This window comes from Paenibacillus sp. JT22N1, assembly GCF_059692155.1.
Map to the genome: position 1 here is coordinate 1 of NZ_JCAUAW010000031.1, position 20,419 is coordinate 20,419.

At 49.8% G+C, this 20,419-nt stretch carries 17 protein-coding genes and 2 rRNA genes; all 19 read left to right on the forward strand.

Annotation, left to right across the window (positions count from 1 at the left end):
* A 23S ribosomal RNA gene (locus tag AC58UU_RS35505) occupies positions 1-109 on the forward strand; the annotation flags it as partial.
* A gap of 72 nt (positions 110-181) precedes the next feature.
* Positions 182-298 (forward strand): 5S ribosomal RNA (gene rrf, locus AC58UU_RS35510).
* A gap of 484 nt (positions 299-782) precedes the next feature.
* Positions 783-1,373 (forward strand): chromate efflux transporter ChrB, encoded by a 591-nt coding sequence (gene chrB / locus AC58UU_RS35515; protein WP_497322207.1) that lies wholly within the window; start codon positions 783-785, stop codon positions 1,371-1,373.
* Positions 1,370-1,903, forward strand: a complete 534-nt coding sequence (gene chrA / locus AC58UU_RS35520; RefSeq protein WP_497322209.1) for a chromate efflux transporter ChrA — start codon at positions 1,370-1,372, stop codon at positions 1,901-1,903. The genes chrB and chrA overlap by 4 nt, the downstream gene beginning before the upstream one ends.
* Before the next feature lie 375 nt (positions 1,904-2,278).
* Positions 2,279-3,784 (forward strand): ABC transporter ATP-binding protein, encoded by a 1,506-nt coding sequence (locus tag AC58UU_RS35525; RefSeq protein ID WP_497322261.1) that lies wholly within the window; start codon positions 2,279-2,281, stop codon positions 3,782-3,784.
* A gap of 41 nt (positions 3,785-3,825) precedes the next feature.
* Positions 3,826-4,902: an ABC transporter permease gene (locus AC58UU_RS35530; RefSeq protein WP_497322263.1), complete on the forward strand. Its 1,077-nt coding sequence runs from the start codon at positions 3,826-3,828 to the stop codon at positions 4,900-4,902.
* A 57-nt stretch (positions 4,903-4,959) separates the two neighbouring features.
* Positions 4,960-5,889, forward strand: coding sequence for an ABC transporter permease (locus AC58UU_RS35535; protein ID WP_497322210.1), 930 nt, complete (start codon positions 4,960-4,962; stop codon positions 5,887-5,889).
* A gap of 29 nt (positions 5,890-5,918) precedes the next feature.
* A complete protein-coding gene (locus tag AC58UU_RS35540; RefSeq protein WP_497322211.1) occupies positions 5,919-6,404 on the forward strand; it encodes a nucleoside deaminase in 486 nt (161 codons plus the stop codon).
* Between the two features lie 763 nt (positions 6,405-7,167).
* On the forward strand, positions 7,168-8,637 hold the full coding sequence (gene pucL, locus AC58UU_RS35545; RefSeq protein ID WP_497322212.1) for a factor-independent urate hydroxylase: 1,470 nt from the start codon (positions 7,168-7,170) through the stop codon (positions 8,635-8,637).
* Positions 8,634-8,990 (forward strand): hydroxyisourate hydrolase, encoded by a 357-nt coding sequence (gene uraH / locus AC58UU_RS35550; protein ID WP_497322213.1) that lies wholly within the window; start codon positions 8,634-8,636, stop codon positions 8,988-8,990. The genes pucL and uraH overlap by 4 nt, the downstream gene beginning before the upstream one ends.
* Positions 8,991-9,038: 48 nt before the next feature.
* Positions 9,039-10,433, forward strand: coding sequence for an allantoinase (locus AC58UU_RS35555; protein ID WP_497322214.1), 1,395 nt, complete (start codon positions 9,039-9,041; stop codon positions 10,431-10,433).
* Entirely contained in the window at positions 10,423-11,703 is a 1,281-nt protein-coding gene (locus AC58UU_RS35560) for a Zn-dependent hydrolase (protein WP_497322215.1), read from the forward strand. Before AC58UU_RS35555 ends, AC58UU_RS35560 begins: the two co-directional genes overlap by 11 nt.
* The gene (locus AC58UU_RS35565; protein WP_497322216.1) at positions 11,700-12,944 is read left to right on the forward strand and encodes a pyridoxal-phosphate-dependent aminotransferase family protein; all 1,245 of its coding nucleotides are present in this window, start codon (positions 11,700-11,702) and stop codon (positions 12,942-12,944) included. The genes AC58UU_RS35560 and AC58UU_RS35565 overlap by 4 nt, the downstream gene beginning before the upstream one ends.
* On the forward strand, positions 12,938-14,533 hold the full coding sequence (gene ggt, locus AC58UU_RS35570) for a gamma-glutamyltransferase (protein ID WP_497322217.1): 1,596 nt from the start codon (positions 12,938-12,940) through the stop codon (positions 14,531-14,533). Before AC58UU_RS35565 ends, ggt begins: the two co-directional genes overlap by 7 nt.
* Before the next feature lie 34 nt (positions 14,534-14,567).
* The gene (locus AC58UU_RS35575; RefSeq protein WP_497322218.1) at positions 14,568-15,557 is read left to right on the forward strand and encodes an XdhC family protein; all 990 of its coding nucleotides are present in this window, start codon (positions 14,568-14,570) and stop codon (positions 15,555-15,557) included.
* On the forward strand, positions 15,551-16,198 hold the full coding sequence (locus tag AC58UU_RS35580; RefSeq protein ID WP_497322219.1) for a nucleotidyltransferase family protein: 648 nt from the start codon (positions 15,551-15,553) through the stop codon (positions 16,196-16,198). The genes AC58UU_RS35575 and AC58UU_RS35580 overlap by 7 nt, the downstream gene beginning before the upstream one ends.
* A 485-nt stretch (positions 16,199-16,683) precedes the next feature.
* Positions 16,684-17,598: an FAD binding domain-containing protein gene (locus tag AC58UU_RS35585; RefSeq protein ID WP_497322221.1), complete on the forward strand. Its 915-nt coding sequence runs from the start codon at positions 16,684-16,686 to the stop codon at positions 17,596-17,598.
* Entirely contained in the window at positions 17,582-19,936 is a 2,355-nt protein-coding gene (pucD, locus tag AC58UU_RS35590) for a xanthine dehydrogenase subunit D (protein WP_497322222.1), read from the forward strand. Before AC58UU_RS35585 ends, pucD begins: the two co-directional genes overlap by 17 nt.
* The gene (locus AC58UU_RS35595; protein WP_497322223.1) at positions 19,929-20,414 is read left to right on the forward strand and encodes a (2Fe-2S)-binding protein; all 486 of its coding nucleotides are present in this window, start codon (positions 19,929-19,931) and stop codon (positions 20,412-20,414) included. The genes pucD and AC58UU_RS35595 overlap by 8 nt, the downstream gene beginning before the upstream one ends.
* Positions 20,415-20,419 lie beyond the last annotated feature (5 nt).

Below are 20,419 nucleotides of genomic sequence, written 5' to 3' on the forward strand. Positions count from 1 at the left end.
ATTTCCCAGTATGTAAGACCCCTTGTAGACGACGAGGTTGATAGGTTCGAGGTGGAAGTGCAGCAATGTATGCAGCTGACGAATACTAATCGGTCGAGGGCTTAACCAAAATTCCTAAGTAATTCAAACCTTTACGTAAGTTTCGTATCTAGTTTTCAAGGCGCAAACCACGCTTTGACTGTTTGGTGATGATGGCGGAGGGGACCCACGCGTTCCCATCTCGAACACGACCGTTAAGCCCTCCAGCGTCGATGGTACTTGAACCGCAGGGTTCTGGGAGAGTAGAACGTTGCCAAGCACTTAAAAAACCTTACAAGGAGAAATCCTCGTAAGGTTTTTTTGTTTACACTTGCTCGGATTGATCAGAAAGTTTGTCCGGATCAAGCCATATACTAGGAATAAGAGTCTCCAAAGACTTCTATTACCACAAAAAGAACTAGAAATTCAAAAATAGCAGTCCCTAGAAGCTCTTATTCTGCTCAAAGCAACCCCAAATCAAGCCTCAACTTCCAAATAAGAGTCTCTAAGGGCTCCAATTTCCACAGAAAGTAACATAAATTCAAAAATAGCAGCCTCAAGAGGCTCTAATATTGCTCAACGCTTACCCACACTATGCGCCCATTGGCTTTAAATAAATTCAAGCCATCTCCCAACAATTCAAAGAATCTTTGTCATTTTTACAAAGATGAGAAAAGAATCGAATGAATCCTTTCAACTTATATTAAAATAAAGCTTAGTTTAATTTGTAGTTAATGGTGATACAGAGACAGGAGTGATACATAGTGGGGAATGCCTATGTTCAGATAGGTATGGCGATGTTTCGGACGGGGATATTGGGATATGGTGGCGGGCCGTCGATTGTGCCGTTGATACGGTACGAGGCGGTTACGCGGTTTCAATGGATGAAGGATGAGGAATTCATGGAGGTTCTGGCGATAGCTAATACACTTCCCGGACCGATAGCAACGAAACTAGCAGGGTATCTTGGGTATCGGCTCAAAGGGGGATGGGGAGCAACGATTGGTGTTTTAGCTCACATCGTTCCTACCTGTGTAGCAATGGTGGGGTTGTATTCGTTCATTAATTTCTTTAGTACTTCTCTAGTGATTAAAGGCATGATAGCGGCAGTAGTGCCTATTGTCGCGGTGATGTTAGGCGTGATGGCGTATGAGTTCGGGGAGAAGGCGATTAAAGGCTTGGGTTGGGCGGCAGGTCTCACATTTTTTGTTGTTTCATTCTTGCTGCTGCAGACTTTCACTGTGCATCCGGCTATCGTTATTTTTATGTTTTTACTATATGGAGCTTTCCATCATAAGCTAAAGGACAAGTGGAGCAAGAACAAGAAGCAGCTTGGCAAAGGTGAAGGCGTATGAGTGAGTGGTGGCATTTACTTGTTAGCTTCTTTTTAGCTAATGTGTTCGGATACGGAGGGGGGCCTTCGTCGATCCCGCTCATGTATCAAGAGATTGTTCCGAATCATGCTTGGATGACTAGCAGTGGATTCTCGAACATGTTAGCGCTGGGGAATGCACTGCCCGGACCGATTGCTACGAAAATTGCCGCATATGTCGGCTTTCAAATCGGTGGTTGGGTCGGTGTTCTAATTGCAGTGGCTGCAACGGTTGTTCCTTCCATTATTGCACTCATCATTTTGCTGAATATCCTGCAGAAATATAAGCAATCTCAGGTAATCAAAGGAATGACGCTACTTGTCCAGCCTGTTATCGCGATCATGATGGTGTTGGTCACGTGGAGCAGTATGGTGGAATCTACGAAAACGATAGGATACTTGCAGTTTATTGGTATTGCCGCAGTTGCTTTCTATCTCATTCAAAAGAGAAAGATTCACCCTGCGTTTGTGATTGTGGCTGGTTTCATTTATGGCGGTATATTTCTTTCCTGATGTAAAGAATATGATAGTAAGAGGAGCATTCTTCATAGAGGGGTGCTCCTTTTTGTTGTCCGCGTAACTTAACATAACATTATCGGGAGGGGGGAGCCTTTACACTTTGGGATCAAGCACAAATGAATCGTCATTTTTTGTTAGATGCCCAAATATGATGTAATGTTAATTGACGTGTAATTCACCTGAACAGTATAGTGGGGGAAGATAGATATGTACTAGGTTCGCGTAAGGTATAGCCTAAACGATACCCAAGTTATGGTTTCCAGGAACAGCAGATCCCAAAATGGGAGATGCTGTTTTGAATATATAGGGATGTGAAAAGGACGAGAAGGAGGGGGCTCATTGCATAAAATAGAGGGTTATTCAGTTGAGATGAACCAGATCGTCAAGCAGTTTGGTTCTGTTGTGGCTAATGATCATGTTGATTTCCGGGCAAAAGCGGGAGAGATTCATGCGTTGTTAGGTGAAAACGGCGCCGGTAAAAGCACAATGATGTGCATGCTTTCAGGTGTATATCGCCCAACAAGCGGAGAGATTCTCATCCACGGCGAGAAGGTGCGAATTCGTTCGCCGAAGGATGCGATGAATCTAGGGGTTGGCATGGTCTTTCAGAATTTCCGACTTGTTCAAACGTTAACTGCCGCGGAGAATATTGTTCTTGGGGAGTCGTCTTCGTTCTGGCGCGGTCCACGATGGCTCGCTAGAAAGTCCGAGGAGATCGAGGCGATTTCGAAGCATTTTGGGCTACCGTTCCCGGTGGACCGGCCCATTTGGCAGCTGTCGGTTGGGGAACAGCAGCGTGTTGAAATTGTGAAGACGCTCTATCGGGGAGCGGATTTAATTATTTTGGATGAACCTACCTCGGTGTTGACGCCAGGTGAGGTGGATCAGTTGTTTGAGACACTGAATCGCATGAAAAAAGAAGGCAAGACGGTCATTATGACGACACATAAACTCAAGGAGGTTATGTTTGCTTCGGATCGCATATCCGTCATGCGTAAAGGCGAGATGATCGCAACGATGGCGAAGTCAGAAACGAATGAGAGGGATCTGGCGCAGCTAATGGTCGGCAAGGAGAGGCTAGAAAGCCGCACGGTTGTTAGAGAGAAACCGCAAGGAAAGCCGATGCTTGTGGTGGGTGGTTTGGATGTGTATGCGGATCATGGACGCAAGGTGCTGGATGGGCTTCATTTTCAAGTGTATGAAGGCGAGATTGTTGGTGTTGCCGGGGTGTCTGGAAACGGGCAGAAGGAGCTTGCGGAGGTGTTAACAGGGCTTCGCGTATGGAAACAAGGCGATGTTCAATTTGACGGTATGGCATTGCATAACGGTTCGGTGCGCGCAGCCATTGAGCTAGGCATTGCTCATGTGCCGGAAAACCGCATGAAGAGCGGTCTAGCGGGCAGCTTGGGCGCCGTAGATAACCTGCTCTTCAAGACGTATCGTTCTCCAGAACGATCTCGATTCGGTTTACTGCGTACAGGAAGCAATCGAAGCTGGTCGCAGAAGCTTGTTGAGCTGTTCGATGTGAGGACATCGGGGATTGATGCACCTGTTCAGTATATGTCGGGGGGCAATCAGCAGAAGCTGCTTTTTGCCAGGGAAATTGATCAAGGTCCGAAGCTGATGGTAGCCGTGCATCCAACGCAGGGGCTAGATGTAGGCGCCACTGAGGGTGTGCACCAATTGCTAGAGGAATTGCGCAGCAAGGGGAGTTCAGTTCTCCTAATATCAGAGGATTTGGATGAGGTGCTGCAGCTAGCTGACCGAATACTGGTCATGTACGACGGACGTATCGTGGGCAATATTCCCCGAGAGGAAGCGAGTCGTGAATATATCGGTATGTTGATGGCGGGGTCTGAGGAGGATGCAGGGTGAGCGAACAACAAACGGCGGGAACCATCCCGATAGAAAAAAAGATGCCTAAGCGAGAAGCTAGTTTTCGTATGCCTTACCGTTTTGAAATTGATCCTGTAGGGCCAGCCAGTCCGTGGTGGGTGACGGTCGTATCTATCGTCTTGGCGCTTGTGGCCTGCGGTATTTTTATAGCTTTGAATGGCATGAATCCGATTATGGTCTATGCCAAAATGCTGAAAGGTGCCTTTGGTTCCTCCTTTGGCATTACGGAGACCCTTGTGAAGGCGATTCCGCTGCTGCTTTGCGGTCTTGGCGTGTCGATCGCTTACCGGATTTCGGTATGGAATATCGGTGCTGAGGGGCAGTTTCTGGCTGGCGCTATGGCGGCAACAGCGGTTACGGTTTATTTTCCACAGCTGCCAATGTACATTTCGATTCCATCTATGGTGGTGGCGAGCATCATAGCCGGTGGGCTCTGGGGATTGCTGACGGCGATTCCTAGGACATATTTTCAAGTTAACGAACTAATTACATCCTTAATGTTGAATTATGTGGCTCTTCTTGCCTTGAATTATGCGGTATTCGGTCCATGGAAAGATCCGAAAGGCTTTAACTTCCCAGGAACCCCGATGTTCACCGCGGCGCAGTCAATGCCTACTTTTGGAGCTACCCGACTTCATTTAGGGATCGTTTTTGCTATTATTGCCGTACTGCTCTATGCCTTTATGATCCGATATACGCGTTGGGGTTATGAGCTGCGTCTCCTTGGTGCGAATGCGGAAGCGGCGCGGAACGCAGGAATTCGCATTTCCAGACATGTTCTCGTTGTTATGATCATTAGTGGCGGGGTAGCTGGATTAGCGGGAATGAGCGAAGTTTCCGGTGTGGCACACCGACTTATGTATGGTATTTCGCCAGGGTATGGGTACACAGCCATTATTGTGGCTTGGCTTGCGAAGTTGAATCCGGCAGGTCTAGTGATATCATCGGTGCTGTTCGGAGGACTCATTGTGGGAGGATACAGTGTGCAGACGATCGGTCTTCCTTCATCGACCTCTTCTATGATTCAAGGGGCTATCCTATTTTTTCTCATTGCGGGCGGTATGGCTGGGAAAATCCGCATTCGCCGCAACCGGTGATAGGTGAGCTGATGGGTAAGCTTGGATTGAAATCATGCTGAAAGGGGAGGGAATGTCATGGATATCGTCACACAATTAATTGTTTCCGCTATCTCTTCCGGTACGCCGCTGCTGTTAGCTGTATTGGGTGGAATTCTTATCGAAAGATCAGGCATCACGCAACTGGGTGCAGAAGGACTTATGTTGACGGGAGCAGTGACTTCTTCTCTTGTCTTCATTCAAACCGGGAGCTTGGCGCTGACCCTTCTCTGTGTACTTTCAGTGGGGGCTATACTGGGTATGCTTCATGGATTTCTTTGTGTAACCCTGCACGCCAATCAGGTCGTAAGTGGTCTGGCTATGACGATATTCGGCGCAGGTCTTAGTGCATATCTGGGAAAGCGTGTTAGCGGCATCCCATTGCCCGGAGCGGTACCAAAGCTAGATTTGCCATGGCTGGAGAATGTCCCGTTTATGGGGAAGATTTTTGCGCACTTGGATCTTTTTACTTGGTTTAGTTTTGTGCTGGTTATTGTCATGCATCTATTCATCCATCGTACATCATGGGGGCTGCATCTCAGAGCGGTGGGGGATAACCCGGCAACAGCTGACGTTATGGGCATTCCTGTGATTGCCATTCGCTACGGCTGTATCATTATTGGTTCCATGTTGATCGGTATTGGGGGGGCTGATTTGCTGCTCGTATACACGCCAACTTGGAACGAAGGCATGACCTCTGGACGTGGTTGGATTGCGGTGGCGCTGATTATTTTCGCGAGATGGAATCCGGTTCGTGCTTTGGTATGTGCTTATTTCTTCGGTGTGTTGGATACGCTGGGGTTCCGTGTGCAGCTTATTGGCAGTCATATCCCTTCTTATTTTCTGAAAATGATTCCGTACATCGTGACCATTCTGGTTCTGATGTTCCTCGGTTGGCGTAATCGCAATAAGCCTTCAGGTGCACCGGAAGCACTAGGCGTTCCCTATATTCGGGAGCAAAGATTTTAAAAAGAATCTATGTCATTGGAGGAAGCAAGATGAGCGATTATGCTAACCACATTCCATATTTAAAAAGATGCGTAGAGTTATCTGTGCTGGCCAGAGAATCAGGTAATACGCCTTTCGGTGCGTTGCTGGTGGGGCCGACCGGGGAGATCCTGTTGGAGCATGGAAATGTTGAAATTACGCAATCGAACTGCACGGGACACGCGGAAACAATGTTGATGGAGGTTGCCTCGAAAAGATACAGTAAGAAAGAGCTGTGGGATTGTACGTTATATACATCTACCGAACCGTGTGCCATGTGCTCGGGCGCCATCTATTGGGGGAACGTGGGACGTGTCGTCTATGGCATTTCAGAAACACGATTAGCTGAGCTTACAGGAGATAATGAACAGAATCCGACGTTGGACTTACCCTGTCGGGTGGTATTTGCGAGAGGAAATAAGCTGATAGAAGTCATCGGCCCTATTCCTGAGGTAGAGGCGGAGGCTGTAGCGGCGCATGAGGGGTATTGGTCATAAAAATAGAGAGCCACTGGGGAAGCTTTTGGATTCCTAGTGGCTTTTTGCTTTTTCGCCGGGGATTGAGGGCAGCGTGCCTAATGTTGAACAAAGGAGGCTCTCTATTCAGTGATTATGCCTCCTCACAAGTGGCTGGAATAACTCCAAAATTCAATTTAAAAGTCGTTCAGCAACTTCTTGAGGGTAGATGGGCTGTAGTGGGTAACCAATGTTGTAATTTTTGCAACAATTTACACGCTCAAAGGCTGTTTTGCATGATGGAGTTGCATTTTGTACAACATTTTAAGCTCATTTGTTGCGAAATGGCCGTTTTAGGGCCCAATTGTTGTAATTTATGCAACATTGAGAGGAGAAAGGTGGGATTAAGGGCTGAATTGTTGCACTTTATGCAACAACGAGGGGAGAGAAGTGAGAACAAGGGGGTGTTAGGGGACAGAGGTGGGAACTAGGGTCCAGTGTTGTACATTATGCAGCATCGAAGGGAGTGGAGTGAGCGACATCGTTGGGAGAGTGGCGGGATCTAGGCGCAGTTGAATATATTGATTGATAAGTGACCTATCCGTTAGTTGATGCTGAGGCAAAAACATCCTTTGAGAACCCATGAGGTGCCGATTTTTTGCAATCATACAAAAAAAGTTGCCGATGTTATGAAAGTTTACAAACTTCTTTCATATAAATTGACCCATAGGGATGGCGCATTTACAATGAAACAAATCTTGAAAAAGAATGGTTGGAATTTTCAGATAAATAGAGGTGATGGGTAGTGAAGCTGACGCTGCATAAAGTGAATGAATTGAATCAGGAAGATTTCATTGATATGTTCGGCCATCTATTTGAGCACTCACCTTGGGTGGCAGAGCGGGCATGGAGCTCGCGGCCTTTTGCAACGGAGCAGGATTTGATCAGTGCTTTGGAACGAGAGGTTTGTCGTGCTGATCGGGTGGAGCAGCTAGCGCTGCTTCGAGCGCATCCAGACTTAGGGACGCGAGTACGGATGACAGATCATTCTGTGCATGAGCAGTCCGGGGCCGGTTTAAACCAACTAACAGCTGAAGAATATGAACAATTTCTAGCCTACAACAAGCAGTATACGGATGCCTTTGAGTTTCCTTTTATAATGGCGGTCAAAGGCCAGACCAAAGAGACCATTCGAGAAGCGATTCGCACTCGGATACATCGAGATAAGGAAGAAGAGCTTGGGAAAGCTTTGCAGGAGGTTTGTAAAATCGGGCGGTTTCGCCTAGAGGCTGTGTTAGTCAATGAATCGGAGGCGAAAGCGATGAAGCAAGCGAACGGATCAGAGAGAATCATGTACTACGGCAAAGGTGATGTATGGGTGTATCGTTCTTATGCGAAGCCGCTGACGAATCTGACGTTAATACCGGAGTCGGGCTTTACCGGACGTGATAATGTGCTGTTTGGGATGAACATTAAGGTGGCGGTTAGCGGAGAGAAGTTCTTTACTTCTTTCACAGAGGGAGACAACTCGATGGTTGTTGCCACAGATTCGATGAAGAATTTCATCCTGCGCAAAGCTGGAGAGTATGAAGGCGCTACTGCTGAAGGGTTTCTAGAGTTCGCCGGCCGCCACTTTCTAGAGACGTACCCACAGATGACTGGTGTGAAAATGACAGCAGATCAAGTATCTTTTGAAGTGCTGCCAGTTCCTAGTGCAAAAGGATTTGACGGTAGTGATCTTGTTTACCGTTATTCGCAAAATGAACATCCGACCGCGCTGGTTGAAGTCGTGCGCACAGATGAGGGGATTGCTGTCGTGGAACATGCAGGCGGTATCGCTGATTTGAAGCTGATTAAAGTAAAAGGAAGTTCCTTCGCGGGCTTCGTTCGAGATGAGTATACGACTCTTCCGGAATCTTTTGACCGTCCTTTATTTATTTTCTTAGATATTGCTTGGAGTTATGAAGAAGTGGCGGATGCTCTAGACTCTGACCTCGGACGTTATGTGGCTGCTGAGCAAATTCGTGATATTGCGCATACCGTATTCCATGAACAACATTCACCGTCGATTCAAAATCTTATTTATCGAATCGGGCAGCGCTCGCTCACTCGTTTTCCGCAATTAAAAGAAATTCGCTTTGAATCTAACAATCGCACGTGGGAAACGATTTTGGAGCAAGCTTCCGTTGGTGAAGGTAAGGTGTTTACAGAGCCTAGACCGCCGTATGGTTTCCAAGGTTTTTCCATGACAAAGAGTGACGTGGAGGGGCTATGAGCGCTGGTTTAACATCGCACGTACTGGATATTAGCAGTGGACGACCGGCTAGTGGAGTGCGGATTGAGTTGTTTCGTCTACAAGACGGGCGCTCAGATCTGCTTCGCTCGGAAGTAACGAATGCTGATGGTCGCCTTCAGGGGCCGATGCTTAGCGGGGAAGATTTTACATCAGGAATTTATGAGCTTGTCTTTCATATAGGAGATTATTTCAGAGGAATTGGCACTGAGCTTGCAGAGCCTGCTTTCCTGGATCAAGTACCGGTTCGGTTTGGCATATCGGCCAAAGATGCTCATTATCATGTGCCGCTGTTAATCGCGCCATGGGGTTATAACACATATCGAGGAAGTTAACGCTGGCAGGATGGCTGCAGCATGAAAGACTCCGAGGGAGGGATTCGTATGACTAACCAATTTGACCTCGTAATTCGGAAGGGTACCGTAGTCCTGAGAGAGGAAGTGTGCCAGTTAGACATCGGTATTCAAGGTGGCAAAATTGCTGCGCTAGGCGAAAACCTCGAATACTCGGAGGATACACCTGTCTATGATGCAGAGCATTTGCACATAATGCCGGGGATGGTTGATGCACATGTTCATTTCAATGAACCAGCACTCGGTCACTGGGAAGGGTTTGCTACTGGATCAGCAGCGCTAGCGGCTGGCGGATGCACGACCTATATCGACATGCCGCTGAATGGCGTACCTCCTACCGTTCGCTTAAGCGCACTTGAACGGAAGCTGGCAGCAGCTGATGGACATTCCTTGGTCGATTATGCGCTTTGGGGCGGTCTTGTTCCCGGCAATGTGGGCAATCTACAAGAACTGGCGGAAGCCGGTGTCATTGGATTTAAGGCGTTCATGTCCTGTCCTGGCGGAGAAGGGGAAGACATTTTCGCTGAGGTGGACGACCTGACCCTCTATGAAGGGATGAAAGAAATTGCCCGCTTGGGGCTAGTGCTGGCGCTTCATGCCGAAAGCGAGGAAATCGTATCCACGCTGGCAGCGCAGGCACTTGCGGAAGGCAGACGCGGGGCGCTTGATTTCGTCGCGACGAGACCAATTGCAGCGGAGCTGGAAGCGGTGAATCGCGCACTGTTCTACTCCGAGGAGACGGGCTGCAAGCTGCATTTCGTGCATATTAGCAGTGCGGAGGCTGTGCAGGCCATCACGGAGGCGAAGGCCAAAGGGCTGGACGTCACGGTAGAAACGTGTCCGCATTACTTAGTGCTAACTAGCGCCGATTTGGAGCGGCTAGGTCCTGTTGCCAAATGTGCGCCTCCGCTGCGCACATCGGAGGATCAAGCTCAGCTGTGGGCGGCGCTGGTAGATGGGAGGCTGGACATTCTCTCCTCGGATCACTCGCCTTGCCCTACGCACATGAAGCAAGGGGATTTCTTCGAGGCGTGGGGCGGGATATCCGGCGCGCAAAGCTCGCTGGAGCTTATGCTGGACGAAGGCTATCTACGCAGAGAGGTGCCGCTGCCTATGCTGTCTAGGATGCTGTCCCTTGAGCCAGCCAAGCGTTTTGGGCTGCATCCCCGCAAAGGTGAAATCGCTTTAGGTGCGGATGCTGATTTAGCTCTAGTGGATATGAAGCTGAGCTATTCTCTTCAGGAGAGTGATCTGCTTTACCGCCATAAACATAGCCCATATGTAGGGAAAGCGTTCGGATGTCGGGTGAAGGCGACCTTCTTACGAGGTACTAAGGTGTATGAGCTTGGTGAAGGGGTAATGGAGAAAGCAGACGGGATTTGGATGCGCCACGCAGCAGTGATCGGAGGTGAGGATGGTGGCTGAAATGACACCGAACTCGCTGGATTTGCTGTCACAATACACTGAGCAGATGCTCGAAGTACTGGAGTGGCTTTCTTCTTATGGCGCTGACCCAGAGGGGGGAGTCACTCGTTTGCTTTATACGGAGCCATGGCTTGAGGCGCAGCAGGCACTTACCCAGAAAATGCAGCAGTTGGGGCTAGAAGCTGGCTTCGATGCAGTTGGTAATGTTTTCGGAAAACTGCAAGGGAAGAACCTTGCTTTGAAGCCGGTTCTTACAGGTTCTCATGTAGACACGGTGAAAAACGGAGGTAAATACGATGGGGCATACGGCGTAGTGGCCTCCATGATGGCACTTGGTTATTTGCAGGCGGCTTATGGGATGCCGAAGAGAACACTAGAAGTGGCTTCATTTTGTGAGGAAGAGGGAAGTCGCTTCCCGTTGGCTTATTGGGGCTCTGGACATGTGACGGGTGTGAGGTCGCTGACTGGAGCTTCGGGGATTGTTGATACTGAAGGTGTGACTCTGCTTGGCGCGATGCAGCAAGCTGGATTCAATAGTGCAAATGTAGGTGAACACCCTGCGATACGCGAAGATATTGGAGCATATATTGAGATTCATATCGAACAAGGCTCTGTTCTGGAGTATAAGCAGAAACAGATTGGCATAGTAACAGCGATTGTTGGTCAAATAAGATTAAAAGTTAACGTAATGGGCACTTCAAATCATGCTGGGACGACTCCGATGACGATGCGAAAAGATGCTCTTGCAGGGGCTGCGGAAATGGTGGCTCTGACAGAGCGGATGGCGCTGGAGGAGGGTGAACCGCTTGTAGCTACCGTTGGTCGTTTGGAAGTGATGCGGGGAACATCGAACGTGGTGCCGGGGGAAGTTGAATTTACGCTGGATATTCGGCATACTGACGAGTGGAAGATGGATGCTTTTCGTGCGAGATTACTAGCTGAGTTTGAAGTAATCGCGAAGCGAAGAGATCTTCAAATAGATACGACGCTAAATTTACATGCTTCGCCTGTGGCTATGCATGAAGGGATTTCGGCAGAAATTGAAGCTGCCTGTGATACTCATGGGTTCGAGAGTATGCGGCTGCCTAGCGGGGCAGGGCATGATGCTCAGTTGTTCGGGCCGATATGTCCGACAGCGATGATCTTCGTTCCAAGTCGCGCTGGGATTAGCCACAGTCCTGATGAGTTTACGGAATCGGCAGATCTGGTTGCTGGGTTCCAAGCATTGATTCATGTGTTGTACCAATATGGCTATGGGGGGAAAGTATGAAATCTTATAAAGACTTGTCGCCCTCGCTGCGAACGATAATGACCCCTGGACCTGTGGAGGTCGACCCGCGGGTACTGCGGGCGATGTCTTATCCGATTCTGGGACAGTTCGATCCTGAATTCACTGAACTGATGAATGAGACGATGGAAATGCTTCGCGATGTATTTCAAACAAAAAATCAATGGGCTTTTCCAATAGATGGCACCTCGCGCTCGGGTATTGAGGCTGTTCTAGTGAGTGTGATTGAACCGGGGGACAAGGTGCTTGTTCCTATTTATGGCCGCTTCGGCAATCTGCTTGTGGAAATCTCGGAACGCTGCGGTGCAGAGGTTGTCCTGCTGGAGAGAGAATGGGGCACGGTGTTCGATCCAGAGGAAATCATCGCTGCCATACACCGGGAAAAACCGAGCATCGTTGCGATCGTCCACGGCGAAACATCCACGGGTTGTATCCAACCGTTTGATGGCATCGGAGCAGCCTGTCGTGAAGTGGATGCCCTGCTTGTTGTTGATGCCGTCGCTACGATTGGCGGAGTCCCAGTTAAGACAGACGAATGGCAGCTGGATGCTGTTATCGGCGGGACGCAAAAGTGTCTATCCGTTCCATCCGGGATGTCGCCAATCACGTATAACGAGCGAGTCGAAGCCAAGGTTATGCGGCGCAAAACCATTGAACGGGGACTGCGTGAGAAAGGCTCGGCGGTGTCAGCCGGGAAGCCAGTCGCGAGCAACTATTTCGACCTCGGCCAGCTTCAGGACTATTGGAGTCCGAAACGGCTCAATCATCATACGGAGGCAACCTCGATGTTGTACGCTTTGCGCGAAGGCTTGCGAATTGTCTTGCAGGAAGGCCTAGAAAATCGATACCGTCGTCATCAGCGACATGAGGCAGCGTTAGTTGCAGGCCTCCAGGCAATGGGCTTATCGCTATATGGGAATCCGGCATGTAAGCTGACGGTTGTGACCTGCATCCGTATTCCAGATGGAATCGCTGGTGAATCTGTGCGTTCGATGTTGCTAAATAGTTTCGGCATTGAAATCGCTAGTTCTTTCGGACCTCTGAAGGGTCAAATTTGGCGAATCGGCACGATGGGCTTTAGCTGCAATCAGAAAAACGTGCTCCACGTGCTTGGTGCACTGGAAGCCGTTCTCCTCTGGCACGGCGCCGATATTACAGTCGGCAAGGCTTTGCAAGCGGCGTTAACGTTATATGCTCGTAAAGAGGAGGAACTGCCATGTTGAACATCATGCCGCGAGCCGAGCGTGCCATGATTGCTACGCCTCATTACTTGGCTAGCAGTGTGGGAAGTGCCATTTTGCAGCAGGGAGGCAATGCGTTTGATAGCGCGATTGCAATCAGTGCGACACTTGGAGTCGTCTATCCACATATGACTGGGCTTGGCGGTGATGCCTTTTTTCTCATGCACGATGCTGCGACGGGTACATTTACAGGCTTTAATGGAAGCGGGAAGTCTGCTGCGCAGGCGACGCCTGATTTTTACAAGGATAAAGGGTTACATGCGATTCCCCAAAGAGGAATTCTAAGCGCGATTACCGTTCCGGGAATGGTCGATGCCTGGTGGCAAGTATGGGAGAAGTACGGAAAGCTGCCGTGGGAGAAGCTGCTCGATCCAGCGATTGCTTATGCGGAAAAGGGTTTTCCTATCTCGCGTAATTTGTTTTTTTGGATGCGCAAGGATGAGGCATTCATACGGGCTTCTGAGCAGCTGAGTGCCTTATATATGGCGAACGGCGAGCTTTTGAAGGAAGGGGATCGTCTTGTTCAGAAGGAGATGGCCCATACATTACGACAAGTTCAAAGAGAAGGTAGAGATGCCTTTTACAAAGGTTCTTTGATGCAGACTGTAGTAGACGGCATTCAGAGGGATGGTGGATTGCTGCAGGAAGATGATTTCCGGACTTATTCGGGAGAATGGGTGGAATTGCTTTCGACAACCTACCGTGGGTATGAGATTTATCAAATGCCGCCGAATTCACAAGGATTCACAGCGTTAATGATGATGAATATGCTGGAAAATATAGAGGTTAGTGCGGTTCCGAGGGCATCAGCGAATTTTTATCATATGATGTCCGAAGTAATCAAAAAGGCGTTCAAAGACCGTGATCTTTACTTGACGGATCCCCATTTTCGCGAGATTCCACTGGAGCGTCTGATTTCTAAAGCCTATGCTGCAGAGCTCTGGAATGAAATTCAAGCGGAACCTCTCAAGGTGAGTGAGCACCTGTCACCAGCGATCGGGCAGGATACGGCCTATGCGGCTGTTGTCGATGATGAAGGGAATTCGGTTTCGTTTATACAAAGCTTATATTTCGACTTCGGTGCTGCTTATGTGCCAGGCGATACGGGCATTATTATGCAAAATCGGGGCTCTTTTTTCTCACTGGATCCCGCATGCGCGAACGTCTTAGAGCCGAATAAAAGGTCGTTTCATACCTTAATGCCTGCCATGGTGAGCAAAGAGGGGAAGCCTTACATGCTTTTCGGCACACAGGGTGGAGAAGGTCAGCCGCAAACGCAGCTTTCCATACTGACAGGCGTGTTGGATTATAGTTTGTCCATTCAAGAAGCCATATCGCTACCGCGCTGGGTATACGGCCGTACGTGGGGGGAAGATGGCGATGCGCTGAAGCTCGAACATCGTCTGGATGGCGAGGTGTATGCACGTTTGAAAAGGTGGGGACATCGTGTTGAACCTGTGAACCCTTGGGATGGGATTATGGGGCAAGCGCAGGGCATTGTGATTGATGAGAAAGGCTTCATGAGCGGTGCTGCGGACCCTCGCGGTGACGGTTTAGCCATCGGTTGGTAGGACGATAAATCCATAAAGCGAGGTGCGATGAGTGATGGAGGCTTATGACATTTTGCAAGCGGTGGAGAGTAATGCGCAGGCGCGTGTATTAGCGACGGTTATTCATGTGGAAGGCCATGCTTATCGCAAGCAAGGGGCAGTAATGCTGCTGATGGCGGATGAAAGCACGCTTGGCAGTATTTCTCCTGGATGTTTGGAAGCGGATCTATCCGCATACGTACCTGCTGTATGGGAGTCGCAAAAACCGCAAATGGTGGAGTACGACATGAGACCGGCAGACGATTTCGGCTGGGGTGAAACGATTGGTTGCGGCGGGTTGATTCGTATCCTGTTGGAGCCTGTTGCCGGGGAGCTGCTTGTTAACCTGCTGGTGGTCAAAGCAAGCTTGGATCGCGGGGAGGCCGTGCAGCTGCTGCGTACATTCTCGGATGGGTATTCGAATATAACGTATACGTTGTGTAATCTCAATGATGATGTGTCTACAGACCGACACTCTGTGTATACCTCATTGTTTACGCCGAAGCCGAGGGTAATTGTGTTTGGGGCGAATCCAGATGCGATTCCGCTTGCCCAAATGGCGGTAAGTGTTGGGTTTCGAGTGGTCGTAGCGGACTGGCGGGAAGCTTACTGCAATGCGCAGCGTTTTCCGGAATCGGAGACGGTCGTGGCTTTTCCAGAGCAATTGGTGGAACAACTAAAGCTGAATCCGCAGGATTATGTCATTGTCATGAGTCACCAGTTTGAGAAGGATGCAGCATTCGTACGAGGAGCTATGGAGTCAAGCCTGCGTTACCTCGGTATCATGGGTTCAAGGGATCGAACGGAGAAGATGCTTGAAGGACTAGAGCGGCCGGATTGGCTGCATTATCCCGTTGGTTTAAACATTGGTTCAGAAGGCCCTGTTGAAAATGCAGTCAGCATAGTCGCTGAATTGATACGTATTAAGCGTGGTGTTCGCACGACTGGAGAGTGGGGCTCCTCTGTAGTCATGGGGCGAGATATCCAAAGCTGCCGCCCATGGTGAGCGCTGCGAAGAAAAAGATCATTGGCGTGTACTTGGCGGCAGGCAGCAGCAGACGGATGGGGACAGCGAAGCAGTCGTTAGAAATGGCTGAAGGTGTACGGCTTGGCGGTGTTGCTTTGCTGCAAGCTCTACATTCCGAACTGCATAGTGTGGTTGTTGTCGTGCGTGTTGGTGATCCCTTGGATTGGTTACCAGAAGAAGCTCACATGCATATATTATTAGGCAGATGCCGTATTGAGATATGTGCGGACGCCGAAAGCGGGATGGCGCACTCGCTGCGCACGGGGATCCAGGTGGCGGAAGAGATGAGCGCAGATGGCATCCTAGTCCTGTTGGCGGATCAGCCTTTCGTCGATGGTCAGATGCTATTTCGCCTTACGAATGCGTTTAATAAGGAAGCGGGTTACGATTATATCGCCAGCGGGGATAAGGGGATGCCGAAGCCTCCTGTTATTTTGGGGCGAGGGATGTGGCCAGCGGCGGCTGCTTTGGAAGGGGATGCCGGAGCGCGATCCTTGTTTCACTTGCCAGTGTACCGCGGCCAAATTGTGGAAGAGGAAAACCAGTTGAAATTTATGGATGTTGACACATTGGATCGTTATGAACAGGCTAAAAAAATATTTTCGCACCAATATATGTGAACTTAAATAACATAAAAAACGGAATGAGTGCATTATTACTAATAATGCGCTATTTTTTTATACAAAAACACAAAATCGCGTTAAGTTAGTTGACGCAGTTTTTGGATATTGTTTATAGTATATCTAATTTATATGCGGATGGCTTTTTGAAAAACGGTTGGGGTGTAAGGATTGATGCTGGTTATTCTGGATTTGGTGATTCGGGGGCTAGTTTGAGGGAATAAAGATTGGATAGCTGTAAGGATAAGCCCGAGGGGAACGACGATGCGTTATTTGCTCTGAAAATGCTGATTAGGGCGTTGTTTCCGAAATAGAGGCTTGTCGTTCCTCAAAAGCAGTTAGTTTCAATGAAAAGTGCTCAGTAACGGTGACGAAGTAAGTATTCTCGGAAAATAGTCTCGTTTACGAAGTAAGTTTCTAACGTAAAACGCAGTAACGCTTACGATGTAAGTTTTTCTAAAGAAAAACTCTTAGGAGGGTTGTACATGTCTGTTCCTTTGTACCAGCTGCCAGAGCAGCAGCCTTCAGTATGGCAGCCTACAAGCGTAGCGGAAGCCATGCGTATGAAGCATAAATGGGGAGATGACTCGGTACTCATTGCTGGGGGCACCTGGCTCCGCACTCGCTGGGAAAACGGTCTTTCACCGCTCCCACAGCATCTGATTAGCCTTGGTAAAATCTCATCTCTATCGGGATTAACGGTCGATTCTCTTGGAAACATTCATATAGGGCCAGCTCTTTGTTTAGCAGATTTGATGAAAAATAAGCTGGTTTTGCAAAGTTGCGGACTCCTAGTTCAAGCCTGTTCTGAGATCGCAGCGCCCTCTGTACGGAATTTAGCCTCAATCGGAGGTAACGTAATGTCACGAACGGGGGATCTCATTCCTGTATTGCTTGTCATGGATGCGCAAATCATTTGCTCGGATGGACAGAATGAACGTTCACTGGCGCTGACGGATTGGCTGGAAAGTCAGATTTCGTCCCAGAACGAGGTAATGACAGGGATCGTGGTGCCAACATCGGCTCAGTTGGAAGAGGAGAGTAAGTATGAGTTTTATCTAAAGGTGGGACGAAGAGAAGCGTTCACCCCATCGGTTGTAACGGTAGCTGGAAGGCTGTCTCTAGGAAAGGATGGAACCCTTACTAGTATTGCGTTAGCTGCGGGTGGAGGAAGCGCTGTTCCAGCAAGGTTTAAGGATTTGGAAGCTGCTTCCATTGGCCAACCATTATCCAAGGAGCTTCTGAAGTATCTGCATAAGGGAGTATTCGCGGAATTTGATGCTGTGGCTGATGATTATGCTGGGGTTACTTATCGCAAGCAGACAGCGGCCAATCTCATCGTTTCTGAGTGCTATAAAGCGTGGCAAAAAGGGGGCGGAGCGGATGCTCCTAGGTCGTGAAACGTATGCAAAAAAGTGGATTATCCGACCTGACGGTGAAGAGAAGGTAACCGGAAAGCTCCGATATCTCACGGATTTAACAGCACCCGGCATGCTGCATGGGAAGGTGCTTCGCAGTCGTTACCCTCATGCATGGATTCTTTCCATCGATACAAGCAAGGCGATAATGACACCGGGTGTGCGCGTCGTGGTAACGGCAGAGGATGTGCCTGGGATGAATTTATTCGGCATTGCCTTCCCGCATCAGCCTGTTTTCTGTCATGATCGCGTTCGCTACATTGGGGACGCTTTGGCGGCGGTAGCTGCGGATACGGAAGAGATCGCTGAATATGCACTTAGCTTAATCGAGGTTGTTTATGAGCCATTGCCTGTTGTAGATGATCCAGAAACGGCGCTAGACGCAGGTGCGATTAGGCTACATCCCGATGGCAACCTGCTTCATCGAACCAGCTTGAAGCATGGGGAGGCAGAAACAGCGTTCGAGGGGTGTGTACATATTGTTGAGGAGACGTACTTTACGCCTCGTCAAATGCACACCTATATGGAAACGGAGGGCGGCTTGTTTATCCCAGAGGATGATGGCCGATTGACGGTTTACTCGCCGACGCAGCATGGTTACAAGGATCGGATGCAGCTATCAAGGATTCTAGGGATGGCTGAGGAGCAGATTCGGGTAGTATCCAGTCCGATCGGCGGCTCGTTCGGCGGTAAGGATGAACTCAATGTGCAGCCCTTCGGTGCCCTAATGGCACTGAAGACGGGATCTCCGATTAAAATGCACAATTCGCGTCGTGAATCGGTCATATCTGGCATCAAACGGCATCCGATGCGGATTAAGATGAAGACCGGCGTGGATCAAGAGGGACGTTTTGTCGCACATCAAGTCAGCATTCTTGCGGATACAGGCGCCTATGCAACGTTGGGTTGTGAGGTATTGAATTTTGCTACGGAACATGCGATAGGACCTTATAACATTCCGAATGTAGATGTTCAAGGGACGAGTGTATATACGAATAACGGCGTATCCGGTGAGTTTCGGGGTTTTGGCGGAAATCAGGTGATTTTTGCCGTTGAGAGCCAAATCGAGCGGTTAGCCGAGAAGCTCGGAATGGACTCCTGGGAGCTGCGCAAGCTGAATTTGCGTGCTCCGGGAGACCCGGGGCCGATGGGGCAGAAGATTGTGCAAACCGAGGGCGCAAGCCAAGTGTGGAGCAAGGTGAAGGAGTCGCCGCTCTGGGCGAAGCGCGAGAAGCTGGAGCGGGAAGGCGAGGGAGTGAAGCAGCGAGATCAAACGGAGAGGCTGCAGGCTGAAGAGCGGGAAGGCAAGGGCGAAGATCAAGCCCCGTGGCTCCGCCTAGGCGTCGGCGCAGCAATGGTGATGCACGGTGCCGGGCTCGGCCTAGGCATCCCGGATCACTCCGGCGGACGCATCGAGCTTACGCCGGAGGGCAAGATCCAGGCCTCCTTCGGCTTCGAGGAGTTCGGGCAAGGGCTTTATGCAGCACTCACGTTGATGCTGCAAGACTTTTTCGGCTGCACCGCCGAAGACATCCGCATCGTCATCGGCGATACGGATCGCGTGCCGAGCAGCGGATCCAGCACCGCTTCGCGCGCCACCACGATGATGTGGCGCGCACTGCAGCGGCTGAAGCCGCCGTTCGTGCAGGCGCTGCTTCAGCAGGCGTCTGCACTCGCCGGCCACGCAGCCGAAGAGCTGGCAACCGGCGCAGGCGGAATTCATCGCAAGGGCAATGAATCGGGTAAGCCGGTTGTGACGTATGCGGAGTTGGCGGAGGCAGCAGCCAAGCCGATCATCGCGCATACGGAGTTCGACTACCCGACGACGCCGGAAGGGCTGGTCGGCGCTCATTATTTATACTCCTACGCATCCGTCATCGTGGAAGTGGAAGTGAACATGCTGACGGGGCGAGTAAAGGTGCTGCAAACCGATCACGTCATTGCAGCAGGTCCTGTCATTAATCCGATGGGGTTCCTCGGACAGATTGAGGGCGGCAGCGTGATGGCGCTGGGATACACGTTAACTGAGGATGCCGTCATGAAGGACAGCAATTACGTCCGGCATAATTTGGACACGTACTTGGTCCCAACCTTCAAGGATAGCCCTTATACCATTAGGGTAGAAGCGATCGAAGATTTGCCCGAGGGCGATACATTTGGCCCGCGAGGGGTTGGCGAAATCGGTTCGGTCGGTTTGGCCCCGGCCATTACCGCAGCGGTCCGGCAAGCAACAGGTATTTGGGTAAATCGACTTCCGATTTCACCGGAAAACATCGTGCAGTCCATCGACTGGTTAGAAGGGGTGGAGGCCATTGATTAATACAACTTATGTGCTTGAATGTTCCATTAACGGTAAGGCTGTCGCAGTACCGGTTCCTGCTTCCAAACGGATGTCGGATATCCTGCGCGATGATTTGCTTTTAACAGGAACCAAAATTTCTTGTGAGATTGGACGATGTGGTGCCTGCATGGTACTGCTTGATGGTAAACCCGTTAATTCTTGTCTGCTCATGGCTTATCAAGCGGCGGGTAAGGAAGTAACGACCATTGAGGGGATTTCGGCAGGGGAAGAGCTGCATCCCGTTCAGCAAGCGATGTTAGAGGAAGGAGGGCTGCAGTGCGGTTATTGTACCGCTGGTATGGTCGTCACGCTTACGGCTTTATGGGAAAAGAATCCTACCCCGACTAGGGCGGAGGCCGAAGAGGCACTGTGCGGCAATATATGCCGATGCACGGGCTATGAAGGCATTTTCAGAGCTGTAGAAAGATGTGGTTTGTCGATAAAAAGAGAGGGGTAGAAGCC

Coding starts and splice junctions, on each gene's coding strand:
- AC58UU_RS35555 (WP_497322214.1), top strand. CDS start 9,039: ATGACTAACCAATTTGACCTCGTAATTCGGAAGGGTACCGTAGTCCTG.
- AC58UU_RS35530 (WP_497322263.1), top strand. CDS start 3,826: ATGCCTAAGCGAGAAGCTAGTTTTCGTATGCCTTACCGTTTTGAAATT.
- pucD (WP_497322222.1), top strand. CDS start 17,582: ATGCTCCTAGGTCGTGAAACGTATGCAAAAAAGTGGATTATCCGACCT.
- ggt (WP_497322217.1), top strand. CDS start 12,938: ATGTTGAACATCATGCCGCGAGCCGAGCGTGCCATGATTGCTACGCCT.
- AC58UU_RS35580 (WP_497322219.1), top strand. CDS start 15,551: ATGGTGAGCGCTGCGAAGAAAAAGATCATTGGCGTGTACTTGGCGGCA.
- AC58UU_RS35560 (WP_497322215.1), top strand. CDS start 10,423: ATGGTGGCTGAAATGACACCGAACTCGCTGGATTTGCTGTCACAATAC.
- uraH (WP_497322213.1), top strand. CDS start 8,634: ATGAGCGCTGGTTTAACATCGCACGTACTGGATATTAGCAGTGGACGA.
- AC58UU_RS35540 (WP_497322211.1), top strand. CDS start 5,919: ATGAGCGATTATGCTAACCACATTCCATATTTAAAAAGATGCGTAGAG.
- chrA (WP_497322209.1), top strand. CDS start 1,370: ATGAGTGAGTGGTGGCATTTACTTGTTAGCTTCTTTTTAGCTAATGTG.
- AC58UU_RS35535 (WP_497322210.1), top strand. CDS start 4,960: ATGGATATCGTCACACAATTAATTGTTTCCGCTATCTCTTCCGGTACG.
- AC58UU_RS35525 (WP_497322261.1), top strand. CDS start 2,279: ATGAACCAGATCGTCAAGCAGTTTGGTTCTGTTGTGGCTAATGATCAT.
- AC58UU_RS35585 (WP_497322221.1), top strand. CDS start 16,684: ATGTCTGTTCCTTTGTACCAGCTGCCAGAGCAGCAGCCTTCAGTATGG.
- AC58UU_RS35575 (WP_497322218.1), top strand. CDS start 14,568: ATGGAGGCTTATGACATTTTGCAAGCGGTGGAGAGTAATGCGCAGGCG.
- AC58UU_RS35565 (WP_497322216.1), top strand. CDS start 11,700: ATGAAATCTTATAAAGACTTGTCGCCCTCGCTGCGAACGATAATGACC.